We start from the raw sequence: 19,660 nt of genomic DNA on the forward strand, positions 1-19,660 counted from the left end.
CGCACCGCGACGGATGATTGGAAATATTCACATGACGCACCCGCCTGCCGACCTGCTGTTCACCGGCGGTCCCATCATGACCATGGACGCCGCGCGCACCTGGGCCAGCAGCCTGGCGGTCCGCGACGGACGGATCGTCGCGGTCGGCCACGACGAGGTCAAGGACCTCATCGGCCCGCGCACCGAGATCGTCGACCTGCGGGGACGGCTGCTGCTGCCCGGTTTCCAAGATGCCCACATCCATGCCGTCATGGGCGGGGTCGAACTGGGCCAATGCGACCTGACCGGCACCACCACCCAGCAGGAGTACGTCCGCCGCGTCCGCACGTATGCCGACGCGCATCCAGGCAAAGGGTGGATCATCGGCAGCGGGTGGTCCATGGAGAGCTTTGAAGGCGGAGTCCCCAGGCGGGACCTGCTCGACACGGTCGTACCCGACCGCCCCGTCTACCTCACCAACCGCGACCACCACGGCGCCTGGGTCAACACCCGTGCCCTGGAGTTGGCCGGCATCACCGCGACCACCCCCGACCCGGCAGACGGCCGCATCGAGCGCGACGCCGACGGCTCCCCCATCGGCATGCTCCAGGAAGGCGCGATGACCCTGGTCGGCGCGCTCCTGCCGGCCGTGACGCCGCAGGAACGCCTCGACGGCCTGCTGCGCGCTCAGCGGCTGCTGCACAGCCTTGGCATCACCGCTTGGCAGGACGCCCTGGTCGCCGGTTCGGACGGGTATCCCGACGTCTCGGACGCCTACCTGACGGCAGCCCGCGACGGGCTGCTCACCGCCACCGTCGTCGGCGCCCTGTGGTGGGCCCGCGGACGCGGCTCCGAGCAGATCGACGACCTGCTGGAACGCCGTGACCGGCTCACCACGGGGCGGCTGCGCAGCGGCACGGTCAAGATCATGCAAGACGGGGTGGCGGAGAACTTCACCGCCGCCATGACCGGCCCCTACCTGGACGCCTGCGGTTGTGCCACCGACAACAGCGGGATCAGCTTCATCGATCCGGCCGCGCTCAAGGAGTACGCGGCCGCGCTCGACGCACTCGGCTTTCAGATGCACTTCCACGCGCTCGGCGATCGGGCTGTCCGCGAGGCGCTGGACGCCGTGCAGGCCGCCCGTACCGCCAACGGGCAGCGCGACACCCGCCCCCACCTGGCGCATCTCCAGGTCGTCCACCCCGACGACATCCCCCGCTTCCGAACGCTCGGCGCGACCGCCAACATCCAGCCCCTGTGGGCCGCCCACGAACCGCAGATGGACGAGCTGACCATCCCGTTCCTGGATCCCGAACGCGTCACTTGGCAGTATCCCTTCGGCGACCTGTTGCGCGCCGGAGTCACCCTGGCGGCGGGCAGCGACTGGCCCGTCAGCAGCCCTGACCCGCTCAAAGGCATCCATGTCGCTGTGAACCGCATCGTTCCCGGGCACGAGGCCAAGCCCTTCCTGCCCGAGCAGGCCTTGGACCTGACCGCGGCGCTCGCCGCCTACACCGCCGGCGCCGCCTACGTGAACCACCTGGACGACACCGGCAGCCTGCGCCCCGGCAACCGCGCCGACCTGGTCGTCCTGAACCGCAATCCCTTCGAAGGCCCTGCCGATGCCATCGCCGACACCCACGTAGCCCTCACTTATGTGGACGGCACCCGCGTCCACACCGCCCCTGACGCCTGACCGTGGGCGCGCTCGTACCTCACCCCTTTTCCCGAGCCGTCCTATTCCTTGGCGACCGCCCCTGCTGCGAGCGCCGCTGCCCAATCACCGACACCCGAACGCCTGCTGGGCTCGAGGCTGGCTGGTCACTGCGCGCGCACCGGCTGGCGCCTCTGTTCCGGACGCCACGGCACCCGCAGGTCAACTCCCGATCACGCGCCACACCACCCGCAGACCGACTCCGGTTCAAGCGCCACACCACCCGCAGGCCGACTCCCGATCACGCGCCACACCACCCGCAGGCCGACCCCCGATCACGCGCCACACCACCCGCTGGTCAACTCCGGTTCAAGCGCCACACCACCCGCTGGTCGGTTCTGTGCGCCCCCAGAGTTGGCCGGTCGGTTCAGGGTCAGCGCAGCGTCGGCCGAGCGGCTCTGGTTCAGTGGCGCAACGTGGGCTGGCGACTCTGTTTCGGGCGCTGCGACGTCGGCTGGTCGGCTCTGTTCAGGGGCGCGGCGCTGGCTGGCGGTTGTGTTTTTTGGGGCTGTGGTTGCTTGGGTGGACGGTCAGCGGGGACGGACCAGGCCCGTTTCGTAGGCGATGATCACGAGTTGCGCCCGGTCACGGGCTTGGAGCTTGGCGAGCAGGTGGCCGATGTGGGTCTTGACGGTGGCCAGGCTCAGCTGCAGGTGCTCGGCCAGCTCCCCGTTCGACAGACCGCGGGCGATGAGGGTCAGCACTTCGCGTTCGCGTTCGGTCACGCCGTCGAGTTCGCGGGCGAGCTGCTGGGACGGCTCCGGTCGGCGAGCGAACTCGGCGATCAACCGTCTGGTGACCGTGGGCGCCAGCAGCGCCTCGCCTGCGGCGACCACACGGATGGCGGTCAGGAGATCGCCAGGTGGTGTGTCCTTGAGGAGGAATCCGCTCGCGCCCGCCCGCAGCGCCGAATAGACATAGGCGTCCAGGTCGAACGTGGTGAGGATGAGAACGCGAACGTCAGCGGTCTCGGGTGAGCCGCAGATGCGGCGGGTGGCCTCGATACCGTCCATCTCCGGCATCCGTACGTCCATCAGGACAACGTCCGGGTGCTCCTTGACGGCGAGCTCACACGCCTCGGTGCCGGTCCCGGCCTCACCGACGACCTTGAGGCCAGGAGCGGTGTCCACCAGGATGCGGAAGCTGCCGCGCAGGAGTGCCTGGTCATCGGCCACCAAGACTCGCACTGGGGCGTCTTTCCGCGGCGGTGGTTCGGTCACGCTCACTTCTCCGTGGGGTTGTAGGGCAGGCGTGCCGACACCCCGAAGCCCCCTTCGGGGCGCGGTCCGGCGCTGAAGTCCCCGCCGTACATCATCACCCGTTCCCGCATGCCGATCAGGCCGTGCCCCTCCCCTGGTCCGGGCCCGCGGGGCAGGACGCGTGTGCCGGGGCCGTCGTCGGTCACCGTGATGCGCACTTCGTGCTCGTCGGCCCACACCGAGACCTGGCAGCGCGCAGGAGCGGCGTGCTTCACGACGTTCGTCAACGCCTCTTGAACGATGCGGTAGGCCGATACTGCCACTCCCTCGGGAAGGGCAACGGCCTGCAGGTCCAGTACGACCCGTACCCCTGCCATCGCCGCACGGTCCACAAGGGCAGGTAGTGCGGCAAGGCCAGGTGCGGGTGCCAGCGGCACGTCCTGCCAGAGGTTGGGTGCGCCGGGGTGGCCTACCTGGAAAGGCGTCGAACGTGCTGACTTCTCGCCGTGCTGCACATCGGGCCTCCCACCGCGCATTGCTTCGTGGCTGTGGTGTGGCTGGGTCGCGTCTGTCTCATACGCGCTCGTCACCACATCGCTCCGACCGGGGGATGCTGCACCCGCCTTGTCGACTCGTGCTTCATGCGGTCGTCGGGTCGGCGCGCGCCCCTCCTGGCTGGCCGATACCTCGAAGTCCCGACCGGGTGCTGCGTCGGAGCCATCTCGGCTGTCTGCCGCGCGCAGGTGGTCGGACCGTTCGTCGTGAAGCCGCTGGGTCGGCCCGTCTTGTGCTTGCGGCTCGTGGACGAGCTGGGTGTCGTGGGGCTGCCGGGTGCCCGCCTTGTTCATTTGGCTGGGCGGCGGGTGCTGAGCGAGGTGCGCTTGCTCGAACTGGCGTGGATCGGGGTCGTGGGTGTGCGGGTCGGGGGTTTGGGGGAAGCCGTAATCCGTGCCGGTACGGAGGACGCCCAAAAGCTGGCGCATCTCCGTCAGCGCCGCCCGGCTGGTGGCCTCGATGACGCGGAGGGCGTCGCGGGCCTCTTCGGGGCGTGCCTCGGCCACGTGGTTGGCCACTCCGGCCTTGACCACGATCAGGCTCATGCTGTGCGCGACGACGTCGTGGAGCTCGCGGGCGATGCGGATGCGTTCGTCGGTCACGGCACGGTCGGCCAGTTGGGCTGCCGAGCGCTGCGCGTACGCCCGGCGCTCGCGGAGCGCGCGGCCGAGCGTCCAGGAGCCGCCCATGAGGGCGGCTCCCATGATCACGGCGCCGGCGCCCTCGGCGCCCCAGCCTTTCGGCCCGACGGTCGCTCCGAACACCAGCGACAGAACGCTCAGCACACCGATCGCCGAGGTCGGGATCCAGCGGCGACGTGGCTGGGTAAGAGCGACCAGGTAGAGCGCGAAGGCCGGTGCCACGAACCAGTCGCTGGGCATGTCCAGAACGATCGACAGCACGGACATCGCCAGTGTCACGCCGAACACCGGCAGCGGCCACAGCCGCCTGACGGCCAGGGGCAGCCCGTTCACGGCGACGATCAGGAACTCGACCGGAAGGGATACGGCGGCCGGGCCTTGGCGTGCGGTGAAGCCCATGACCACGAACGTGTACGCCAGTGCCACCAGGGCGTCCAGCCCCATCAGCCGCCGCCGGTCGAGCCGGCGCACAACGAAGGAGCGCAACTCTTCGTCCACGGACCCGACGGTATCCGCCCAGGTCCAGGGCCACCTCCGGCCGGAGGACGTCATACCTGGGTCTGAGCCCGCCGGGCGAGGCCCGGCTGTCTCCGACCTGGGGGCGAAGGCTCGTTCCCATCCCCGCTCCGATGTGCCGGAACGCCTCGTACACCACGGTTGAACGCGTGATCGAAGTTCGTGAGCTGACCAAGAGTTATGGCCGGACCGTCGCGGTCGACGGCCTTTCCTTCCAGGTGAAACCTGGGTCCGTGACAGGCTTCCTCGGACCGAACGGCGCGGGTAAATCCACGACGATGCGGATCCTGCTGGGACTGGACGCCGCCTCTTCGGGTGAGGCGCTGATCAACGGCGGGCGCTACACAGGGCTGCGGCGTCCCATGTACGAGGTGGGCGCGCTGTTGGACGCGAACGCCGTGCACAGCGGAAGGTCCGCGTTCGACCACCTCAGGTGCCTGGCGCGGAGCAACCGCATCGGTACGCGGCGGGTCGCGGAGGTGCTGGAGCAGGTGGGCCTGGCCGGCGTCGCCCGCAAGCGAGTCGGCGGCTTCTCCCTCGGCATGAAGCAGCGCCTCGGGATCGCGGCGGCGCTCCTTGGCGACCCGGGCGTCCTGATGTTCGACGAGCCGGTCAACGGCCTGGACCCGGACGGCGTGCGCTGGATCCGCGAACTGATGCGCTCCCTGGCCGCCGAGGGCCGCACCGTGCTGGTCTCCAGCCATCTGATGAGCGAGATGGAACTCACCGCCGACCGCCTGGTCATCATCGGCCGGGGCCGCCTCATCGCCGACACCTCGGTCCGCGAGCTCGCCGATCGTTTCCGGCGAGGCGTGACCGTACGTTCGCCGCGGTCGGCGGATCTCACCGCTGCGCTCGCGGCCGCCGGGGCGACCGTGGACACCACGCCCAGCGGAGCCCTCTCTGTGCAGGGACTCGCTGTCGATGAGATCGGCGACCTGGCCGCCGCACGGGGAATTCCGCTCTACGAGGTCACCCCGCACAGCGCCACTCTGGAAGAGGCATACATGGAGCTGACCTCCGACAGCGTCGACTACCGCGCCGAGAAGAGCATCGCGCGATGACCGATGTGCTCTTCTCCGAATGGCTCAAGCTCCGGTCGGCCCGATCCACGCAATGGATACTCGCGACAGTCGCGGGCTTTGTCACGCTGTGTGCGGTCTGGTCGTTCTATATCGCGCGCTACTGGGACGGTCTGTCGCCAGAACGGCAGGCCAAGCTTCAGGCTGCGCCCGCCGAACACCCCCTTGTGCTCACGCTTCCGCTCTGCATGGCGGTACTCGGCGTTCTTGCCATCACGTCCGAATACGCAACAGGCCTGATGCGATCCAGCCTGGCGGCGGTGCCTCGACGCGGTGTGCTCTTCGCGGCCAAGGCGGCCTCCGTGGGCGGAGTGGCGTCGGCGACCGGGCTCCTCAGCGTCGGCGTCGCGTTCGGGCTCGGCCGGCTCATCGTCGGCGACCGGGCGATCACCGACTTCCGTACACCGGTGTCGGAGGAGCTGCCGTGGCTGCTCAGCCTGGGACTCTCGGCCGCCGTGGTCGCGCTGGTCGGACTTGGGCTGGGGACCGCGCTCCGTTCGACAGCCGGGGCGGTGACGGGCTTGTGCGTGCTCCTCTTCGTTCTGCCGGGACTGGCGCCGCTCCTGCCGGCGCCCTGGGACGAACGGTTCGCGGCGATCCTGCCGTCCAACCTGGCTGAGCAGATCGCCGGCGATGCCGCCGATCCGGTCCTGGGGCCCGTTCCCGCGCTGCTGATCCTGCTCGCGTACGCGGTGACCGCTCTGGCCGCCGGCCTGGTCGTCCTGAAGCGGAGGGACTCATGACTAAGGACGTCTTCGCGGCGGAATGGCTCAAGCTGCGGTCGGTTCGTTCCACGTACATCACGCTCGCGGTCCCGATCGCGTTCCTGGCCATGGCGGCGATGCTCGCGCTCTACGCGGCGAACATGTGGGACGGCCTCACACCCGAGGACCGTGATCACTTCGGCCTCTCCTCCCTGTCCACGCTGAACGCCGACGTCACCGGGGTCTGCCTGGCGATCCTGGGTGTTCTCGTCGTCACCGGCGAGTACCGCACCGGCATGATCCGCACGACCTTGACCGCCGTCCCCCGACGCGGCTCGCTGCTCCTCGCCAAGGCCGCCGTCGTCGGGGCCGTCGCCCTGCCGGCCGGGCTGGCGGTCACGTTCGGCACGTTCTTCACGGTCAAGCTGATCATCGGCGACCGGCCGATCCGGGGTCAGCCGTCCAGCGTGGTCGCCGAACTTCCCGAGCTCCTCTCCCGCGGCGCGGCCGTGACCGTCTACGCGCTCCTCGGCCTCGGCCTCGGCCTCATCCTGCGGTCGACGGCCGGTGCGATCGTCTCGGTCTTCATGCTCTGGTACGTCATGCCGCTCATGGCCGCGAACCTCCCCGCACCCTGGAACGAGCGGGTCGGCTCGTTCATGCTGGGCGGCCTTCCCGACCAGGTCATCGGCGGCGACAACGAGAACTCCATCTTCGGCTCCGTCCTCCCTCCGCCCATCGCCCTGCTCGTCCTCCTCGCGTACGCGGCGTTGCCGCTCGCGGCCGCGGCCACGCTCCTCAACCGCCGCGACGCCTAAAAGCGAAGAGTCCGGAGCACCCGCAACCACGAACGGCGCGCCCCAAAACCTGGGCGCGCCATCAGACAGCAGCGCGCCGTCAGGCAAGAGAGCGCGCTGTCAGGCGAGAGAGCGCGCCGTGCACCAACAACTCGGCGCGCCCCAAACACCACGGCCTGCGCCGAACAGCCCCAGCGCGCGCGAACAGTACGCCGTCGGCGCGAGAGCGCGCCGCTCGCCACAGCACGTCGTCCTGCAACACCGCGTCCGTCCGGCCGCAGCGCACTGTTACGGAAGAACACGCTGTTACGGAAGAACACACCGTCACCCAGAAAGCACGTCGATCGCCAACAGCACACCGTTGGCGCGAGCGCTCGGCGTCCGGCCGCAGCACGCCGTTCCAGAAGAACACGCCGTCAGGCAGGAGACCAGGAGGTGCGCCAACAGCTCAGCATGTCCCCTAGCAGCATGTCCCAAGCAGCACACCCCCGCCAACAACACTCCGTTGGCGGGGGCGCACGCCGCACTCCCCCAGCACGCCGTGCCGCAACAGCACGCCGTTGTGGAACAGCGCGCGCGGCTTTCGCCAACAGCACATCGTGGCGCGAGCGCGCCGTTCGTCACAGCGCACCGTTCGTCACAGCGCGTCCGGCGACAGCGCGCCGTTCCGGACTAGCGCGCCGTTCTGGACGAGCGCGCGTTCGACAGGAGTGTGGTGTTGGTAACGGCGTGATCTTGGGCGGGCGGCGCTGCGGGGTCAGCCGGCGCGTAGGTAGGCGGCTCGGACTGCCAGGCGGTCTTGGAGGAGCTTGATGGATTCGGACAGGTCCGGTGCGGCGGCCTGGGCACGCAGGCGGCGGCCGTTCAGGTCGACTACGGCTTGGGCCAGGGCGGGGCGCGGGAGGGCCGGGTCGTCGACGACGCTCAGAGTCACCTGGGCCTCCTTGACAACGCCTCGGACCTCCGACAGCGCGGCGCGGACGGCCTGGCGCGCCGCCTCACGGTCGGCATCGGAGACGTCACCCGACGTCAGGAAACGGACCTCAGGGAGTTCACTGATGTTCGAGTGCATGATTTCCCCCAGATACGCGGTGGTCATCTTTGATCGGGTGCTCATGGCCGCTGTTCCGCACATGAGTCCCCAATGAATAAGACTTCGCGGGGATTCCCGACGTTGACACGGGCAGACGAGAGCTTCATCACCTAGGGCAGGAGCCAAGCGGTAGATCATCTGACCGAATGCCGCACAATCTGTCATCGCCCTGTCATCGCCGAGTCCACTGGGTGGGGCGGGCTGCGGCATCGTTCCTGCGAGAGAGCCCTGGCTGGAAGGGGCCCTCGGAAGGTGACTCCGGAGAGCGACGGGGTGTTCTCGTTCTGGAGGAGTCGCGACTTCGTTCCGCAAGGATTAGTCGTACAGTCGCGTGGCCGGCATCCCCGGATTTGTGACCACCCGGTCGTTGAAGTCACAGGCCTTAACGATCTGACAAGGCCCATACCACGGATGCATCAAAGCCCAGAGCGCAATTTTTTCACTCTTCCCAAAAACAGGGTCTGATCCTCTACGATGAGGACCGTTCCTCCGCTTGCGCGGGCCCGTCGACTGGCTGGGTGACCCTTTGCCCCAGGACGCAGCTGCCAACCCCCCTCTGGCCGAGGGCGACACCGAGACCGGTCAGTTGATCGACTATCCCCGTCGTGGCGGCCCCACCGTACTGCGCATCCTTCTCGGCTCGCAGCTTCGCAGGCTGCGTGAGGCACACGGCATCTCCACCGAGGAGGCCGGTTACGAGATCCGCGGCTCGCACTCCAAGATCAGCCGGATGGAGCTCGGCAAGGTCGGGTTCAAGGAACGCGACATCGCCGACCTGCTGACCCTGTACGGCGTCGACGACCCGGCCGAACGCGCGTCACTGCTGGAGCTCGCCCGCGAGGCCAACACGCCAGGCTGGTGGCACCGCTACGGCGACATCCTGCCGAACTGGTTCGAGGTCTACCTCGGGTTGGAGGAGGCCGCCTCCCTCATCCGCACCTACGAGGTCCAGTTCGTGCCGGGCCTCCTGCAGACCGCCGACTACGCTCACGCGGTCGTCCGGCTCGGCTTCCCCGAGGCGTCCGACGACGACGTCCAGCGCCGCGTGAACGTCCGGATGACCCGTCAGGAACGCTTCACCTCACCCGGCGCGCCCATGCTCTGGGCCGTTCTCGACGAGGCCGTCCTGCGCCGTCCGCTCGGCGGCGCCAAGGTCATGCGCGCCCAGATCGAGCACCTGATCAAGATGTCCGAACTGCCGAACGTGACGCTCCAGGTCGTCCCGTTCGGCGCCGGAGGCCACGCGGCCGCCGGCGGTCCGTTCACCATCCTGCGGTTCGCCGAGCCGGGGCTGTCCGACGTCGTCTACCTGGAGCAGCTCACCAGCGCGCTCTACCTGGACAAGCCCGCCGACGTCGACCTCTACATGAAGGCCATGAACAACACCTGCATCACGGCCGCCCGCCCTGATGACACCGTGGCCATCCTCCGCGACATCCTCAGCCAGACCTGACCCGTCAGGGAGCGTTGAGCTCCGCGAGCGCCCGCCACTGCGGCAACGGCAGTCCCGTGCGATCCCCGGTGATGACGTGCAGCGCGACATGATCGGCCCCAGCGTCCAGGTGCTCGTTCATCCGACGGCGGATCGCCTCGGCATCCCCCCAGGCGAAGACCGCGTCCACGAGCCGGTCGGAGCCGCCGTCCGCCATGTCGGCGTCGTCGAAGCCCAGCCGCAACAGGTTGCCGGTGTAGTTGGGAAGCTGCAGATAGAACGCCAGATGTGCCCGCGCGGCGGCCCGTGCCCGAGCAGGGTCCTCATCGAGAACGACCTTGACCTCCGGAGCGAGCAGCGGGCCCTGGCCGAGGATCTCCCTGGCCTGCCGCGTGTGCTCGGAGGTCACGAGGTACGGATGGGCTCCGGCGGAGCGGTCCCGGGACGCGGCCAGCATCTTGGGACCCAAGGCGGCCAGCATCCGCTGTGACGCCGGTGCCCCGGCCGCGTCGAGCCGGTCGAGATAGTCGACCATCGCGCTGTACGGCCGCCGATAGCGATCGCCCACCAGTGGCCCGTGGCTGGCGCCGAGCCCCAAGAGGAAACGTCCCGGGTGGTGTTTGGCGACCGCAGCCTGTCGTTCGGCCACGGCCTCCGCCTCGTACTGCCAGATGTTGAGAATGCCTGTTGCGACGACCAGCCGCGACGTCGCCTCGAGCAACGGCACCGCGTCGTCCACGCCAGGATTCGAGCCGAGCCACACCGCCCCGTACCCCAGCTCTTCCAACTCGGCGGCGGCCTCAGCGATGCGCGGCCGCGCCGCCGGATCCTCCGAACGAAGCCCGATGCTCCACAACCCCACCCGACCGATGTCCATCCCATGCCTCCCGACGACTACGACGACAACCCGGCCGTCCTGCCGCCTATTTCATGCAGCCCCATCCAGTCGCCCCAGCGCGCTCGCCCTGCCGTGCTCACGGTGCGGGTGGGTTACGCGGATCATGTAGGGATCACGGGGGTGGGCCGGCTGCGGCTGGTGCCGCGGAATTCGGCTATGACGACAGCGTCCGATGCGCGGCGAACGGTGACGTCGTAGATGCCGCTGCGGCCGAAGCGGGTGCGTTCGGTGGCGAAGGCGTCCAGCACGTCGCCGTCGTACGCGGGCGCCACGAAGACGACGTCGGCGGCAGCGGCGACGCTCACAGCGTCATAGGTGTTGCACGCGTAGGCGAAGGCCGTGTCGGCCAGGAGGAAGACATAACCGCCGTGAACGACGCCATGGCCGTTGACCATCGCTTGTGACACGGCCATGCGCGCACGGGCCCGCCCCGGCGCCACGTCAGCGATCTCTATGCCGAGCCGCTGGGCCGCGGTGTCCCGTTCGTACATCGCCTCGGCGCACCGCCGCGCCACCTCCGCTGCGTCGCTCATCCGCTCAGCGTATTGATCGGCAAGGAGGGAAGGACCCCCTCAGCGTCCATATTCATGAAGGGAACGACGATGTTGTTCGGCAAAGAGCACGTCAAGCGTTACCAGGAGACCGACGGGGTCGAGGGGCACGAATGGCAGGGCACCACGACCCTGCTCCTCACCACGGTCGGGCGTCGCAGCGGCGAGGAGCGCACCACGCCCTTGATCTACCAGAAGAACGGCGACGATCATCTCGTGGTCGCCTCCAACGGCGGCGCGGACAAGCCGCCCGCCTGGTATCTCAATCTCCAGGCGAACCCCGAGGTGAAGGTCCAGGTGAAGGGCGACAAGTTCACCGCGCGGGCGCGGACCGCGCCCCCGGAGGAAAAGCCCGGGCTCTGGAAGAAGATGACGGCCGTCTGGCCCGATTACGACAATTACCAGAAGAAGACCGACCGCGAGATTCCCGTCGTCATCCTTGAACGCACCAGCTGATCCGCGGTTCGCTTTCGCCAGGCGCACAGGGGCGTGTACCGTCAGCGTGTGAACATTCGTTCGAGCAGCTGAGGTGCCGAGGTGCCGACGTCACAGAACGATCCGCCGCCCCGCCTGCTGAGGCGCTGGGAGATCGGGGACGCCGAGCCGCCGGTCCCGGTCGGAGACGGCCGTTGCTGGCGTGTCGACACCGCCGACGCCTCGTACTTCCTCCGGGAGTACGAGGTGTACGACCGGCGCGCCCTGCTCTTCCGGCACTCGGTGACCACCGCGCTCGACGCGGCCGGCCTGCCGGTGCTCGCCCCGGTACCGGCGCGCGCCGGCCGCACGCTGGTGACCGCGGGCGGCCTCGGATACGTGCTGCATCCATGGGTCTCGGGGCGCCGGCGGGACGGTCTGGAGCTGACGTTCGGGCAGTGCGAGCGGCTCGGTGAGCTGCTCGGCGACCTGCACGCCGCGCTCGACCGGCTGACCGAGCCCGTCCAGCAGAGCATGCTGATCCCCACCCCGCGCGCCGCGGACGCCGTGGCGGCCGTCGACCAGATGCTCGACGCGCTGCCCGGTGAGGGGAACGACTTCGACGCCCTCACCGAACGCCGCCTGCGTGAACGCCGCGCGCTCCTGATCGAGTTCACCGACCACCAGCCGCCCGAGATGGAGGTCACCACGGTCGGCCACCTGCATGGCGCCTTCCACGAGGGCAACCTCCGTTACGGCGGGTCGGGCAACGTGACCGCCGTCCTGGGCTGGGACGCGCTGACCACGGGCCCGGTCGCGGGCGAGCTTGTCCGCGCGGCCGGCCGGTTGTTCGCCGACGAGGACGAGCGCGGACTCGACCTCGACCGGGTACGGGCCTTCGTCCGCGGTCACCGCGCCGCCTTCCCGCTCGACGCCGGGCAGATCCAGTCCGCTGTCCACCGCGTGTGGTGGGAACGCCTGTGCGACGTCGAGCCCCTGCGCGATCGCTACCTGGACCACGACCGGAGCGCCAGGCGCGGTCTCCCCTCGCCCGACGCGGGCCTGGTCACGTGGTGGTCCGCCAACCTTGAGCTCACGCTCGACCTGTTCGCCGCGCCCTACACCGAACTGCCCGCCGAAAGCCCCGCCTACGGCTGAGCATCCCGGGTTGCTCCGCCGTAGGTACTGACAGCCTCAGGTGTGGAGCTGCGGCCTTGTGAGGGCGCTGCCGGACAGTCGTAGCTCTGGAACTAGCTGAGCGCGGCTACTGCGGTCGGCAGCGGTCGGACCAAGCCATGCCCGGCTAGGCGATTGTGACCAGAGCTCGGCGATTGTGACCGGAGCAAGGCGATTGTCAGCGGAGGGCCTCGGCCAGGGAACGGATGATCTCGCCTGCCTCCTGGCGGGCCTGGGAGCGGTCGTCAGCGGCGGCGATGGCCAGGGCGGCCTCGATGAGGGCGCCGAAGAGGATGCCGGAGAGCATGCCGGTCGAACGACGGCGGATGAGCCCGGCGGCCGTCAGGGACTCGACCTGGGCGCGGATCAAGCCGAGGGCATGGCGTTCCTCGATTTCGCGCCAGCGGGTCCAGCCCAGGGCGATGGGGGCTTGGCGGAGAGCCAGTTCCTGCGTACGAGGCTCAAGGCAGAGGTCGAGGTAGGTGTCGATCCCCGCCATCGCCTGGCTCCAAGGGTCGCTCTGGGTCGCGACGGCGGCGACGACCTTGTCGACGACGCCGAGCTCGACCTCCTCGAAGACGGCCTCGAAGAGCTCCTGCTTGCTGCGGAAGTGGTGGTAGAGGGCGCCGCGGGTGACGCGGGCCTCGCGGCGGCACGGATTCCCCAAGGCGTCATCCGCTACAGGGTCACCGGCCCGGAGGACGGCCCGGTGCTGGTGTTCGTTCACGGCTTCCTGGTGAACGGGGATCTGTGGCGCAAGGTCGTCCCCACGCTCGCCGCCACCTATCGATGCGTCACCCCCGACTGGCCGGCGGGGTCGCACGAGGTTCCGTTGAGGCGGCCGGCCGACTTCTCCCTGCCCGGCATGGCGCAGATCGTCGCCGACTTCCTGGCCGCGCTCGACCTGCGCGACGTCACGCTGATCGGGAACGACTCGGGCGGGGCGGTCGTCCAGCGCACGGCGGTCGACCATCCCGAACGCCTCGCGCGCATCGTGCTGACGCCGTGTGACGCGTTCGACGTCTTCCCGCCCAGCCCGTTCGGGCTCGTCGTCGCGTCCGCGTACGTGCCGGGAATGCCCTGGCTGTCCCTGCAGGCGATGCGGGTCCGGGCCCTCCGGCGGCTGCCCTTCGCGTACGGATGGTTCGCCAAGCACCCGATCGACGAGGCGGCGATGCGCTCGTACATCGAGCCCGGCCTGCGCAGCCCCGGCGTCCGGCGGGACATGCGCGACCTGCTGTTCAACCTCGACCGCGCCTGGACGCGCAACACCGCGGAACGGCTGCGCGAGTTCACCGGTCCGGCGCTGGTCGTCCGGGCCGGGGACGACCGGCTGTTCCCGGCCGAGGACGGGCGACGGCTCGCGCGAGCGCTGTCCGACGCGAGCCTGGTCACGATCCCCGACTGCTACACGGCCATCCCCGAGGACCGTCCCGACGAGCTCGCCGCGACGATCGCCGACTTCCTGGCCAAAACGGCATCTCCCCGGCCCGCAGCGGGAAGGCTCATGTGACCATTTCGAACAAGAAAGCAGGAGATCATGCCTACCGTCGCGCTGCTCGGCACCGGGATCATGGGGGCCCCGATGGCCCGCAACCTCCTCAAGGAGGGCCTCGCGGTCAACGTCTGGAACCGTACGAGGGCCAAGGCGGAGCCCCTCTCGGCAGACGGCGCGGTCGTGGCCGGATCGCCCGCCGAGGCCGTCGAGAACGCGGACGTCATCATCACGGTGCTGAACGATGGTGAGGCCGTCCTCTCGACCATGGAGTCGGCCGTGCCCGTGCTCCGTTCCGGGCAGATCTGGGCGCAGATGAGCACGGTCGGCCTGGCCGCGTTGCTGCCCATGGCCGCGCTGGCGTCCGAGCATGGGTTGGCATTCGTGGACGCTCCCGTTCAGGGGACGAAGCAGCCCGCCGAGGACGGCCGGCTGGTCATCCTGGCCGCCGGTCCAGAGTCGGCGCGCTCCGCGCTGGAGCCGGTGTTCGGCGCGGTCGGCAAGAAGACGATGTGGCTGGGCACCGAGGGCGCCGAGGGCACCGCCACCCGGCTCAAGCTGGCCGGCGTGAACCTCGCCATCGCCATGACCTCGATCATCGGCGAGTCGGTCGCGCTGACCAAGGCCCTGGGCCTCGATCCCGCGCTCTTCGGCGAGCTCATCACCGGCGGCCCGATGGACAACCCCTACCTGCAGGCGAAGCTGAAGGCGATCCTCTCGGACGACTACACGCCGAGCTTCGCCGTGCGCAACGCAGAGAAGGACACGCGGCTGATCACCGAGGCGGCCGCGAGAGCGGGCGTCCGGCTGGACATGACCGAGGCAGCGGGAGAACGCTTCCGCCGCGCACTCGCACTGGGCCACGGTGACGAGGACATGGCCGCGAGCTACTTCGCCAGCTTCCCGGCTTGAGCCATCCGCCGCTGAGCCGCGGGGCGTGTCCGGGCTCACCGACGGACACGCCCTGACTTGACGCGGGGCCGGTCGGCTTGGGGGGCGTGCTAGGGGGAGGTCGGCTCGGCTATGGGAGGTGGCGAGGAGGTCAGTGGGGCGGGGAGATGGGCTGTGGCTCCGGCCACCGCTCGGAGTCCCTCGGGGCCGCCCGGGCGCAGCTCGACGATGGCTCCGTTCGGTACGACGCAGGTGGCGGTGAACGTGCGGAAGGCGCGCATGGCGGCGGCGTCCGGGGCGACGGTGCCGGTGAAGAGGGACCAGAGGAGTGCCCGCATGAAGATCCCGTGCGTGAAGACCGCGATGAGCCCCTCTTCCGGGCGTTCCGTCAAGCGGGTCACGCACGCGCGGGCCCGCACGATCAGGTCGCGGAAGGACTCGCCGCCGCCACCGTTGACGTAGACGGGGTCGGAACGTTCCCAGTAGGCGTCGGCGAACGGACGGCGCTGTTCACCGGTCGTGCTGGGCCCGTGCAGGCTCCCGAGGTAGGTGAACTCCTGGACCGGCCATTCCTCGTACGGCACCTCGGGGAAACGCTCCCGGGTCGGCGCGGCGGTCTCACGCGCACGGATGAACGACGAGCTCACGATGAGCTCGGGCGGCTCCTGGAACGAGGCGGCGACTCGTTCAGCCTGATGACGGCCCAGCCGGGTGAGCGGCGAAGAACCGGGGCCATTGGTCGGCAAGCCCGCGTTGGACTCGCTCTCGCCGTGCCTGATCAACCATACGCGCACGAGGGACAGGCTGGCATGACCAGGATGTCGCCAACAAGAGAGGATGGCGGGCAGGGAGGTAACCATCATGGAGGTCCTGAGCAGCCGGATCCTGCTGCGCCCTGCGGATCCTGAACGCAGCCGCCACTTCTACCGCGAGGTGCTGGGGCTTGCGGTCTACCGTGAGTTCGGACCGCCGGAGTCTCCTGGAGTGGTCTTCTTCCTGGGCTCAGGCTTCCTGGAGGTCTCCGGCGGCCACTCCCCCGGTGAGGGCGGCGCACCCATGATCTGGCTCCAGGTACGCGACGTGCGGGCCGAACACGAGCGCCTCGCCGCCGCCGGAGTGACGATCACCAGGGAACCCCGCAAGGAGCCATGGGGGCTGCTCGAAATGTGGATCAAGGACCCCGAAGGGGTGCGTATCGTGCTGGTCGAGGTCCCCGACGACCACCCGCTGCGCCGCGACCAGCGCACGCCCTGAGAGCAGCCCGCACCTCCTGAGAACCAGGGAGCACGATGACGTCCCCGCCCGACGCGTACTGGAACCACAACACCCACTACCACCGGCTCGTGCTCAGCTCGGTCCCGCGCGGGTGCGGTGAGGCGCTCGACGTCGGCTGCGGCGACGGCCTGCTCGTGCGCAAGCTCGCGCGGCGCGCGGAACACGTCACCGGCATCGACCGCGCGCCGGAGATGGTCAAGCGGGCGCGCACGCTGAGCGCCGGGCTGGACAACGTCGACTTCGTCGAAGCCGACTTCCTCGTGTACGACCTGGAGCCCGAGAGCCACGACTTCGTCTGCAGCGTGGCGACCATCCACCACATGGACTTCACGGCGGCCATCACCGCGATGTCCGGGGCCCTGCGTCCCGGCGGCAGCCTCGTCGTGATCAGCCTGGCCGGCAACGCCGGGTTCAAGGACCTGGCGTTCGGCGCGGCCGGGGTCCCCGCGCACTACTTTCACAAGCTGCGTAACCGCAGCGTGGCGGGTAACCCGGACGCACCGGTCACCGACCCCACGATGACGTGGGGCGAGGTGCGCGACGAGTCGCTGCGGCTGCTGCCGGGCGCGGTCTTCCGGCGCCATCTGCTGTGGCGCTATTCGATCGCCTGGCGCAAGCCCCGCTGAGCGGCCGTCTGGACGGCACGCGGCCGGCGTCGGCGGGCGCGGCGTCAGCCTGTGGTGCTGCCGGCCCTGCGGCTCGGGGCGTAAACGTTCTCGACGAACCGGGCCAGCTTCTCCTCCGGCAGATGCTGGGCCAGGTCGGCCTCACTGATCATGCCGACGAGGCGCTTGTTCTCGATGACGGGGACCCGGCGGATCTGGTGCCGTTCCATCATCCGCACGACCGCGTCGGCGTCGTCGGTGGCGCTGACCATGTGCAGTCGCTGCTGGCCGAACTCACCGGCCTTGACCTTCGCGGGGTCCTTGCCCCGGGCGATGCACCCCACCACGATGTCGCGGTCGGTGATGATGCCGTGAAGCTTGTCGTCGTTGCCGCAGATGGGCAGCGAGCCGACATCGAGCTCGCGCATCTTCCGGGCCGCGTCAAGCAGGTTGTCGTCCTCGCCGATGCATTCGGCGCCCGGATGCATGATGTCGCGTGCCGTGGTCATGAAACCCCCTCAGTTGAAGATCTGGTGTCGATCAGACGATTCCCCCTTGCGTGACCTTCTAGGGCAAAGGCCATGTCACAGAATGTTCCGTTCAGGCAAAGCCTCGCAAGCCGCCGACCAGCACTAAAGCTGGAAATCACTGGAACTGTCTGGAGCCCGCGCTACAGTCTCCGCCATGCCCGCCGCCCCCGACGTGCCCCCCGCAGAGACGACCACGGAGACGGCCGCAGCGACTGACGCGCTGGAGGCTCGCATCGGTGACCTGCGCGCAGCGGTCCGCAGGGCGATCGCGAACGGCGACCGGCAGGCCGCGCGGGTGTTGCGGAGCGAGCTGCGCCAGGCCGAGGAGGCCTGGGACGAGGCCGTGCTGGGTTCCGGCGGCCCGGCGCACGACGTGCGACGCCCGCTCGTGCCGGTTCGTGACCAGGTCCACCAGGCCCTTACGCTGCTCGGCGCACCCGCCGCGCCCAAGCTGATCGGTTCGGTGTACGCGGCGTTCTTCCCTGGCGATATCCCCGGGTCACGGCTGACGAGCTTGCGCCGCGACGAGGAACGTTCGTTCCGGACCGCACCGTACGCGCGGCCCTTCTACCTGTGTCCGGCGCTGACCGCCGACCTGCTCTCCCCTGCCCGCGGCCTGCTCGCGGTGAGCACCTGGCCGCAGGCCCAGCGGATCGTCGGCCCGCTCAGCGCCCGCGCCGACTTCCTCACCGCGGCCATCCGGGTCGCGGAGCAAGCCGGACGCGGTCCGGACGGCTCCGGCGTGCAGCGGCTCCTGTGGCGTTTCGCGGCCAACATTCCCGGTGCGACGGCGGGGACGGTCGGTACAGTCGATCCGGCGGTGCTGGCCGAGGCCGCCCGGGCTGAGCTGGACGTTCATCGGGATGCCGACCGCCACCAGCGGGAGCGGGCCGCCGAACGCGCCCTGGCCCAGCTCGACGACGCCGGACGGCTGTTCGGCAGCCGCCTGCACGCCCTGCGCCGGACCGGCAGCGGCAACGCCACCGACGGAGAGAACACGCGATGACGCACGACAGCGCACTGGAACGCCTGCGCGGTGGCGCCGAGCCCCGCAACCATGACGCCCGTACGATCGCGGCGCTGACCGCCAACCCCGGTTGCGCCCGGCGCGGGATCATGGACGCCGCGGGGGTGGACAAGGACGCCGTCGCCCGCCGGCTGGGCTTCCCCGCTCCGTTCGGCCAGTCGCAGTTCGCCATCACCCGCGGCAACGCGTTCGAGGCCCAGGTCAAGGCCGACGGCTGCGCCGAGCTGCTCACCCTGCTCCGCGACCGCCTCGGACTGGACGTGCCCGAGGTCGCCTACGACGACCTCGAAGTGGTCGCGGGCAACGAGAGCCGCGAGCTCCGGCACGCGCGCACACGGCGGCTGCTCGAACGGGCGCTGAGCAGCGGTGAGGGCACGCTGTTCGACCATCCACTGCTGCGGCTGGACATCGCCGGGCAGCCCGCCTACCTGGAGCCGGACGTCATCGCGTTCCAGCTGGGCGGCCGCTTCCACATCATCGAGATCAAGTCGTTCGCCGTCATCGACGGGCAGGCCGAGCCCGAACAGGTCGCGGCCGCCGCCCGGCAGTCCGCGGTGTACGTGCTGGCGCTGCGCAGGCTGCTGGAGGAGCTGGGCGCTCCCGCGGAACGGGTGTCCCACGAGGTGTTCCTGGTCTGCCCCGAGAACTTCTCCAACCGGCCCACTGCGACACCGCTCGACGTCCGTCCGCAACTGGCGGTGCTCGGACGCCAGCTGGCCCGGCTCACCCGCGTCGAGCAGATCGTCGGGGGTCTCCCTGACGATCTGACGTTCGAACTGGAGGCCGAGGAGCTCCCGGACGCCGTGCGCACGGTCGAGGCCCGGTACGCGCCCGAGTGCATGGCCAGCTGCGAGATGGCGTTCTTCTGCAGGGACGAGGCGCGCGCGTGCGGCGGCACCGGCGTGCTCGGCAAGGCGGTCCGCGACGATCTCGGCGGCGTCGACTCGATCGGCACCGCGCTGGCGCTCGCCGACGGTTCGCTCGACCCGTCGCCCGATCTCGCCGAGACCGCCGAACGGCTGCGCACGGCCGCACGCCTGCGCCGCGAGGCCCTCACAGCATGAGCGAGCGATCCGGGGGGCG

Annotated in this window: 21 protein-coding genes; 13 read left to right on the forward strand and 8 right to left on the reverse strand. The window is 69.7% G+C overall.

All coding sequences use genetic code 11. The features are described 5' to 3' along the window. The first annotated feature begins 31 nt into the window (after positions 1 to 31). A complete protein-coding gene (locus tag F8566_RS21610; RefSeq protein ID WP_151562639.1) occupies positions 32 to 1,678 on the forward strand; it encodes an amidohydrolase in 1,647 nt (548 codons plus the stop codon). 548 nt (positions 1,679 to 2,226) lie between these two features. On the opposite strand, the gene F8566_RS21615 is transcribed toward F8566_RS21610, so the two are convergent. Beyond that, positions 2,227 to 2,883 (reverse strand): response regulator, encoded by a 657-nt coding sequence (locus F8566_RS21615; protein ID WP_151562641.1) that lies wholly within the window; start codon positions 2,881 to 2,883, stop codon positions 2,227 to 2,229. Positions 2,884 to 2,918: 35 nt separating this feature from the next. Next, positions 2,919 to 4,589: a sensor histidine kinase gene (locus F8566_RS51430; RefSeq protein ID WP_225993387.1), complete on the reverse strand. Its 1,671-nt coding sequence runs from the start codon at positions 4,587 to 4,589 to the stop codon at positions 2,919 to 2,921. A gap of 167 nt (positions 4,590 to 4,756) precedes the next feature. Between F8566_RS51430 and F8566_RS21625 the strand changes: the two genes are divergently transcribed. From F8566_RS21625 to F8566_RS21635, 3 genes are read left to right on the forward strand one after another with little or no spacing between them, the layout of a single operon-like run. Then, positions 4,757 to 5,671, forward strand: coding sequence for an ABC transporter ATP-binding protein (locus F8566_RS21625; RefSeq protein WP_225993388.1), 915 nt, complete (start codon positions 4,757 to 4,759; stop codon positions 5,669 to 5,671). After that, positions 5,668 to 6,432 carry an ABC transporter permease gene (locus F8566_RS21630; RefSeq protein ID WP_151562646.1) on the forward strand — a complete coding sequence of 255 codons (765 nt, stop codon included), beginning with the start codon at positions 5,668 to 5,670 and terminating at the stop codon, positions 6,430 to 6,432. Before F8566_RS21625 ends, F8566_RS21630 begins: the two co-directional genes overlap by 4 nt. Continuing rightward, positions 6,429 to 7,211: an ABC transporter permease subunit gene (locus F8566_RS21635; RefSeq protein ID WP_151562648.1), complete on the forward strand. Its 783-nt coding sequence runs from the start codon at positions 6,429 to 6,431 to the stop codon at positions 7,209 to 7,211. Before F8566_RS21630 ends, F8566_RS21635 begins: the two co-directional genes overlap by 4 nt. 736 nt (positions 7,212 to 7,947) lie before the next feature. On the opposite strand, the gene F8566_RS21640 is transcribed toward F8566_RS21635, so the two are convergent. Further along, positions 7,948 to 8,307 (reverse strand): hypothetical protein, encoded by a 360-nt coding sequence (locus F8566_RS21640; protein WP_225993389.1) that lies wholly within the window; start codon positions 8,305 to 8,307, stop codon positions 7,948 to 7,950. Positions 8,308 to 8,869: 562 nt separating this feature from the next. Between F8566_RS21640 and F8566_RS21645 the strand changes: the two genes are divergently transcribed. After that, the gene (locus F8566_RS21645; protein WP_151563086.1) at positions 8,870 to 9,736 is read left to right on the forward strand and encodes a helix-turn-helix domain-containing protein; all 867 of its coding nucleotides are present in this window, start codon (positions 8,870 to 8,872) and stop codon (positions 9,734 to 9,736) included. A gap of 4 nt (positions 9,737 to 9,740) precedes the next feature. Here F8566_RS21645 and F8566_RS21650 read toward each other — a convergent pair whose 3' ends face one another. After that, positions 9,741 to 10,592: an LLM class F420-dependent oxidoreductase gene (locus F8566_RS21650; RefSeq protein WP_151562650.1), complete on the reverse strand. Its 852-nt coding sequence runs from the start codon at positions 10,590 to 10,592 to the stop codon at positions 9,741 to 9,743. Positions 10,593 to 10,714: 122 nt separating this feature from the next. Then, positions 10,715 to 11,146 carry a hydroxyphenylacetyl-CoA thioesterase PaaI gene (paaI, locus tag F8566_RS21655; RefSeq protein ID WP_151562652.1) on the reverse strand — a complete coding sequence of 144 codons (432 nt, stop codon included), beginning with the start codon at positions 11,144 to 11,146 and terminating at the stop codon, positions 10,715 to 10,717. Between the two features lie 69 nt (positions 11,147 to 11,215). On the opposite strand from paaI, the gene F8566_RS21660 reads away from it, so the two are divergent. Together F8566_RS21660 and F8566_RS21665 are read left to right on the forward strand one after the other, a co-directional pair. Then, positions 11,216 to 11,620, forward strand: coding sequence for a nitroreductase family deazaflavin-dependent oxidoreductase (locus tag F8566_RS21660; protein ID WP_151563088.1), 405 nt, complete (start codon positions 11,216 to 11,218; stop codon positions 11,618 to 11,620). A gap of 81 nt (positions 11,621 to 11,701) precedes the next feature. After that, the gene (locus tag F8566_RS21665) at positions 11,702 to 12,736 is read left to right on the forward strand and encodes a phosphotransferase enzyme family protein (RefSeq protein WP_151562654.1); all 1,035 of its coding nucleotides are present in this window, start codon (positions 11,702 to 11,704) and stop codon (positions 12,734 to 12,736) included. A gap of 196 nt (positions 12,737 to 12,932) precedes the next feature. Here F8566_RS21665 and F8566_RS21670 read toward each other — a convergent pair whose 3' ends face one another. Continuing rightward, on the reverse strand, positions 12,933 to 13,481 hold the full coding sequence (locus F8566_RS21670) for a TetR/AcrR family transcriptional regulator (RefSeq protein WP_225993390.1): 549 nt from the start codon (positions 13,479 to 13,481) through the stop codon (positions 12,933 to 12,935). On the opposite strand from F8566_RS21670, the gene F8566_RS21675 reads away from it, so the two are divergent. Then, positions 13,464 to 14,267 (forward strand): alpha/beta fold hydrolase, encoded by an 804-nt coding sequence (locus tag F8566_RS21675; RefSeq protein WP_264159370.1) that lies wholly within the window; start codon positions 13,464 to 13,466, stop codon positions 14,265 to 14,267. The genes F8566_RS21670 and F8566_RS21675 overlap by 18 nt on opposite strands. A gap of 27 nt (positions 14,268 to 14,294) precedes the next feature. Further along, positions 14,295 to 15,161 (forward strand): NAD(P)-dependent oxidoreductase, encoded by an 867-nt coding sequence (locus F8566_RS21680; RefSeq protein WP_192809794.1) that lies wholly within the window; start codon positions 14,295 to 14,297, stop codon positions 15,159 to 15,161. An 89-nt stretch (positions 15,162 to 15,250) separates the two neighbouring features. On the opposite strand, the gene F8566_RS21685 is transcribed toward F8566_RS21680, so the two are convergent. Then, a complete protein-coding gene (locus F8566_RS21685; RefSeq protein ID WP_225993391.1) occupies positions 15,251 to 15,934 on the reverse strand; it encodes a histidine phosphatase family protein in 684 nt (227 codons plus the stop codon). Positions 15,935 to 16,001: 67 nt separating this feature from the next. On the opposite strand from F8566_RS21685, the gene F8566_RS21690 reads away from it, so the two are divergent. Beyond that, positions 16,002 to 16,394: a VOC family protein gene (locus tag F8566_RS21690; RefSeq protein ID WP_151562660.1), complete on the forward strand. Its 393-nt coding sequence runs from the start codon at positions 16,002 to 16,004 to the stop codon at positions 16,392 to 16,394. Between the two features lie 35 nt (positions 16,395 to 16,429). Continuing rightward, positions 16,430 to 17,041 carry a class I SAM-dependent methyltransferase gene (locus F8566_RS21695; RefSeq protein ID WP_151562662.1) on the forward strand — a complete coding sequence of 204 codons (612 nt, stop codon included), beginning with the start codon at positions 16,430 to 16,432 and terminating at the stop codon, positions 17,039 to 17,041. A 44-nt stretch (positions 17,042 to 17,085) separates the two neighbouring features. On the opposite strand, the gene F8566_RS21700 is transcribed toward F8566_RS21695, so the two are convergent. Then, positions 17,086 to 17,529, reverse strand: coding sequence for a CBS domain-containing protein (locus F8566_RS21700; protein WP_151562664.1), 444 nt, complete (start codon positions 17,527 to 17,529; stop codon positions 17,086 to 17,088). 175 nt (positions 17,530 to 17,704) lie between these two features. Between F8566_RS21700 and F8566_RS21705 the strand changes: the two genes are divergently transcribed. Both F8566_RS21705 and F8566_RS21710 read left to right on the forward strand, forming a co-directional pair. After that, positions 17,705 to 18,556 carry a hypothetical protein gene (locus F8566_RS21705; protein WP_151562667.1) on the forward strand — a complete coding sequence of 284 codons (852 nt, stop codon included), beginning with the start codon at positions 17,705 to 17,707 and terminating at the stop codon, positions 18,554 to 18,556. Further along, the gene (locus tag F8566_RS21710) at positions 18,553 to 19,641 is read left to right on the forward strand and encodes a hypothetical protein (RefSeq protein ID WP_151562669.1); all 1,089 of its coding nucleotides are present in this window, start codon (positions 18,553 to 18,555) and stop codon (positions 19,639 to 19,641) included. Before F8566_RS21705 ends, F8566_RS21710 begins: the two co-directional genes overlap by 4 nt. Positions 19,642 to 19,660 lie beyond the last annotated feature (19 nt).

Source organism: Actinomadura rudentiformis (assembly GCF_008923185.1).
Taxonomy (GTDB): Bacteria; Actinomycetota; Actinomycetes; order Streptosporangiales; family Streptosporangiaceae; genus Spirillospora; species Spirillospora rudentiformis.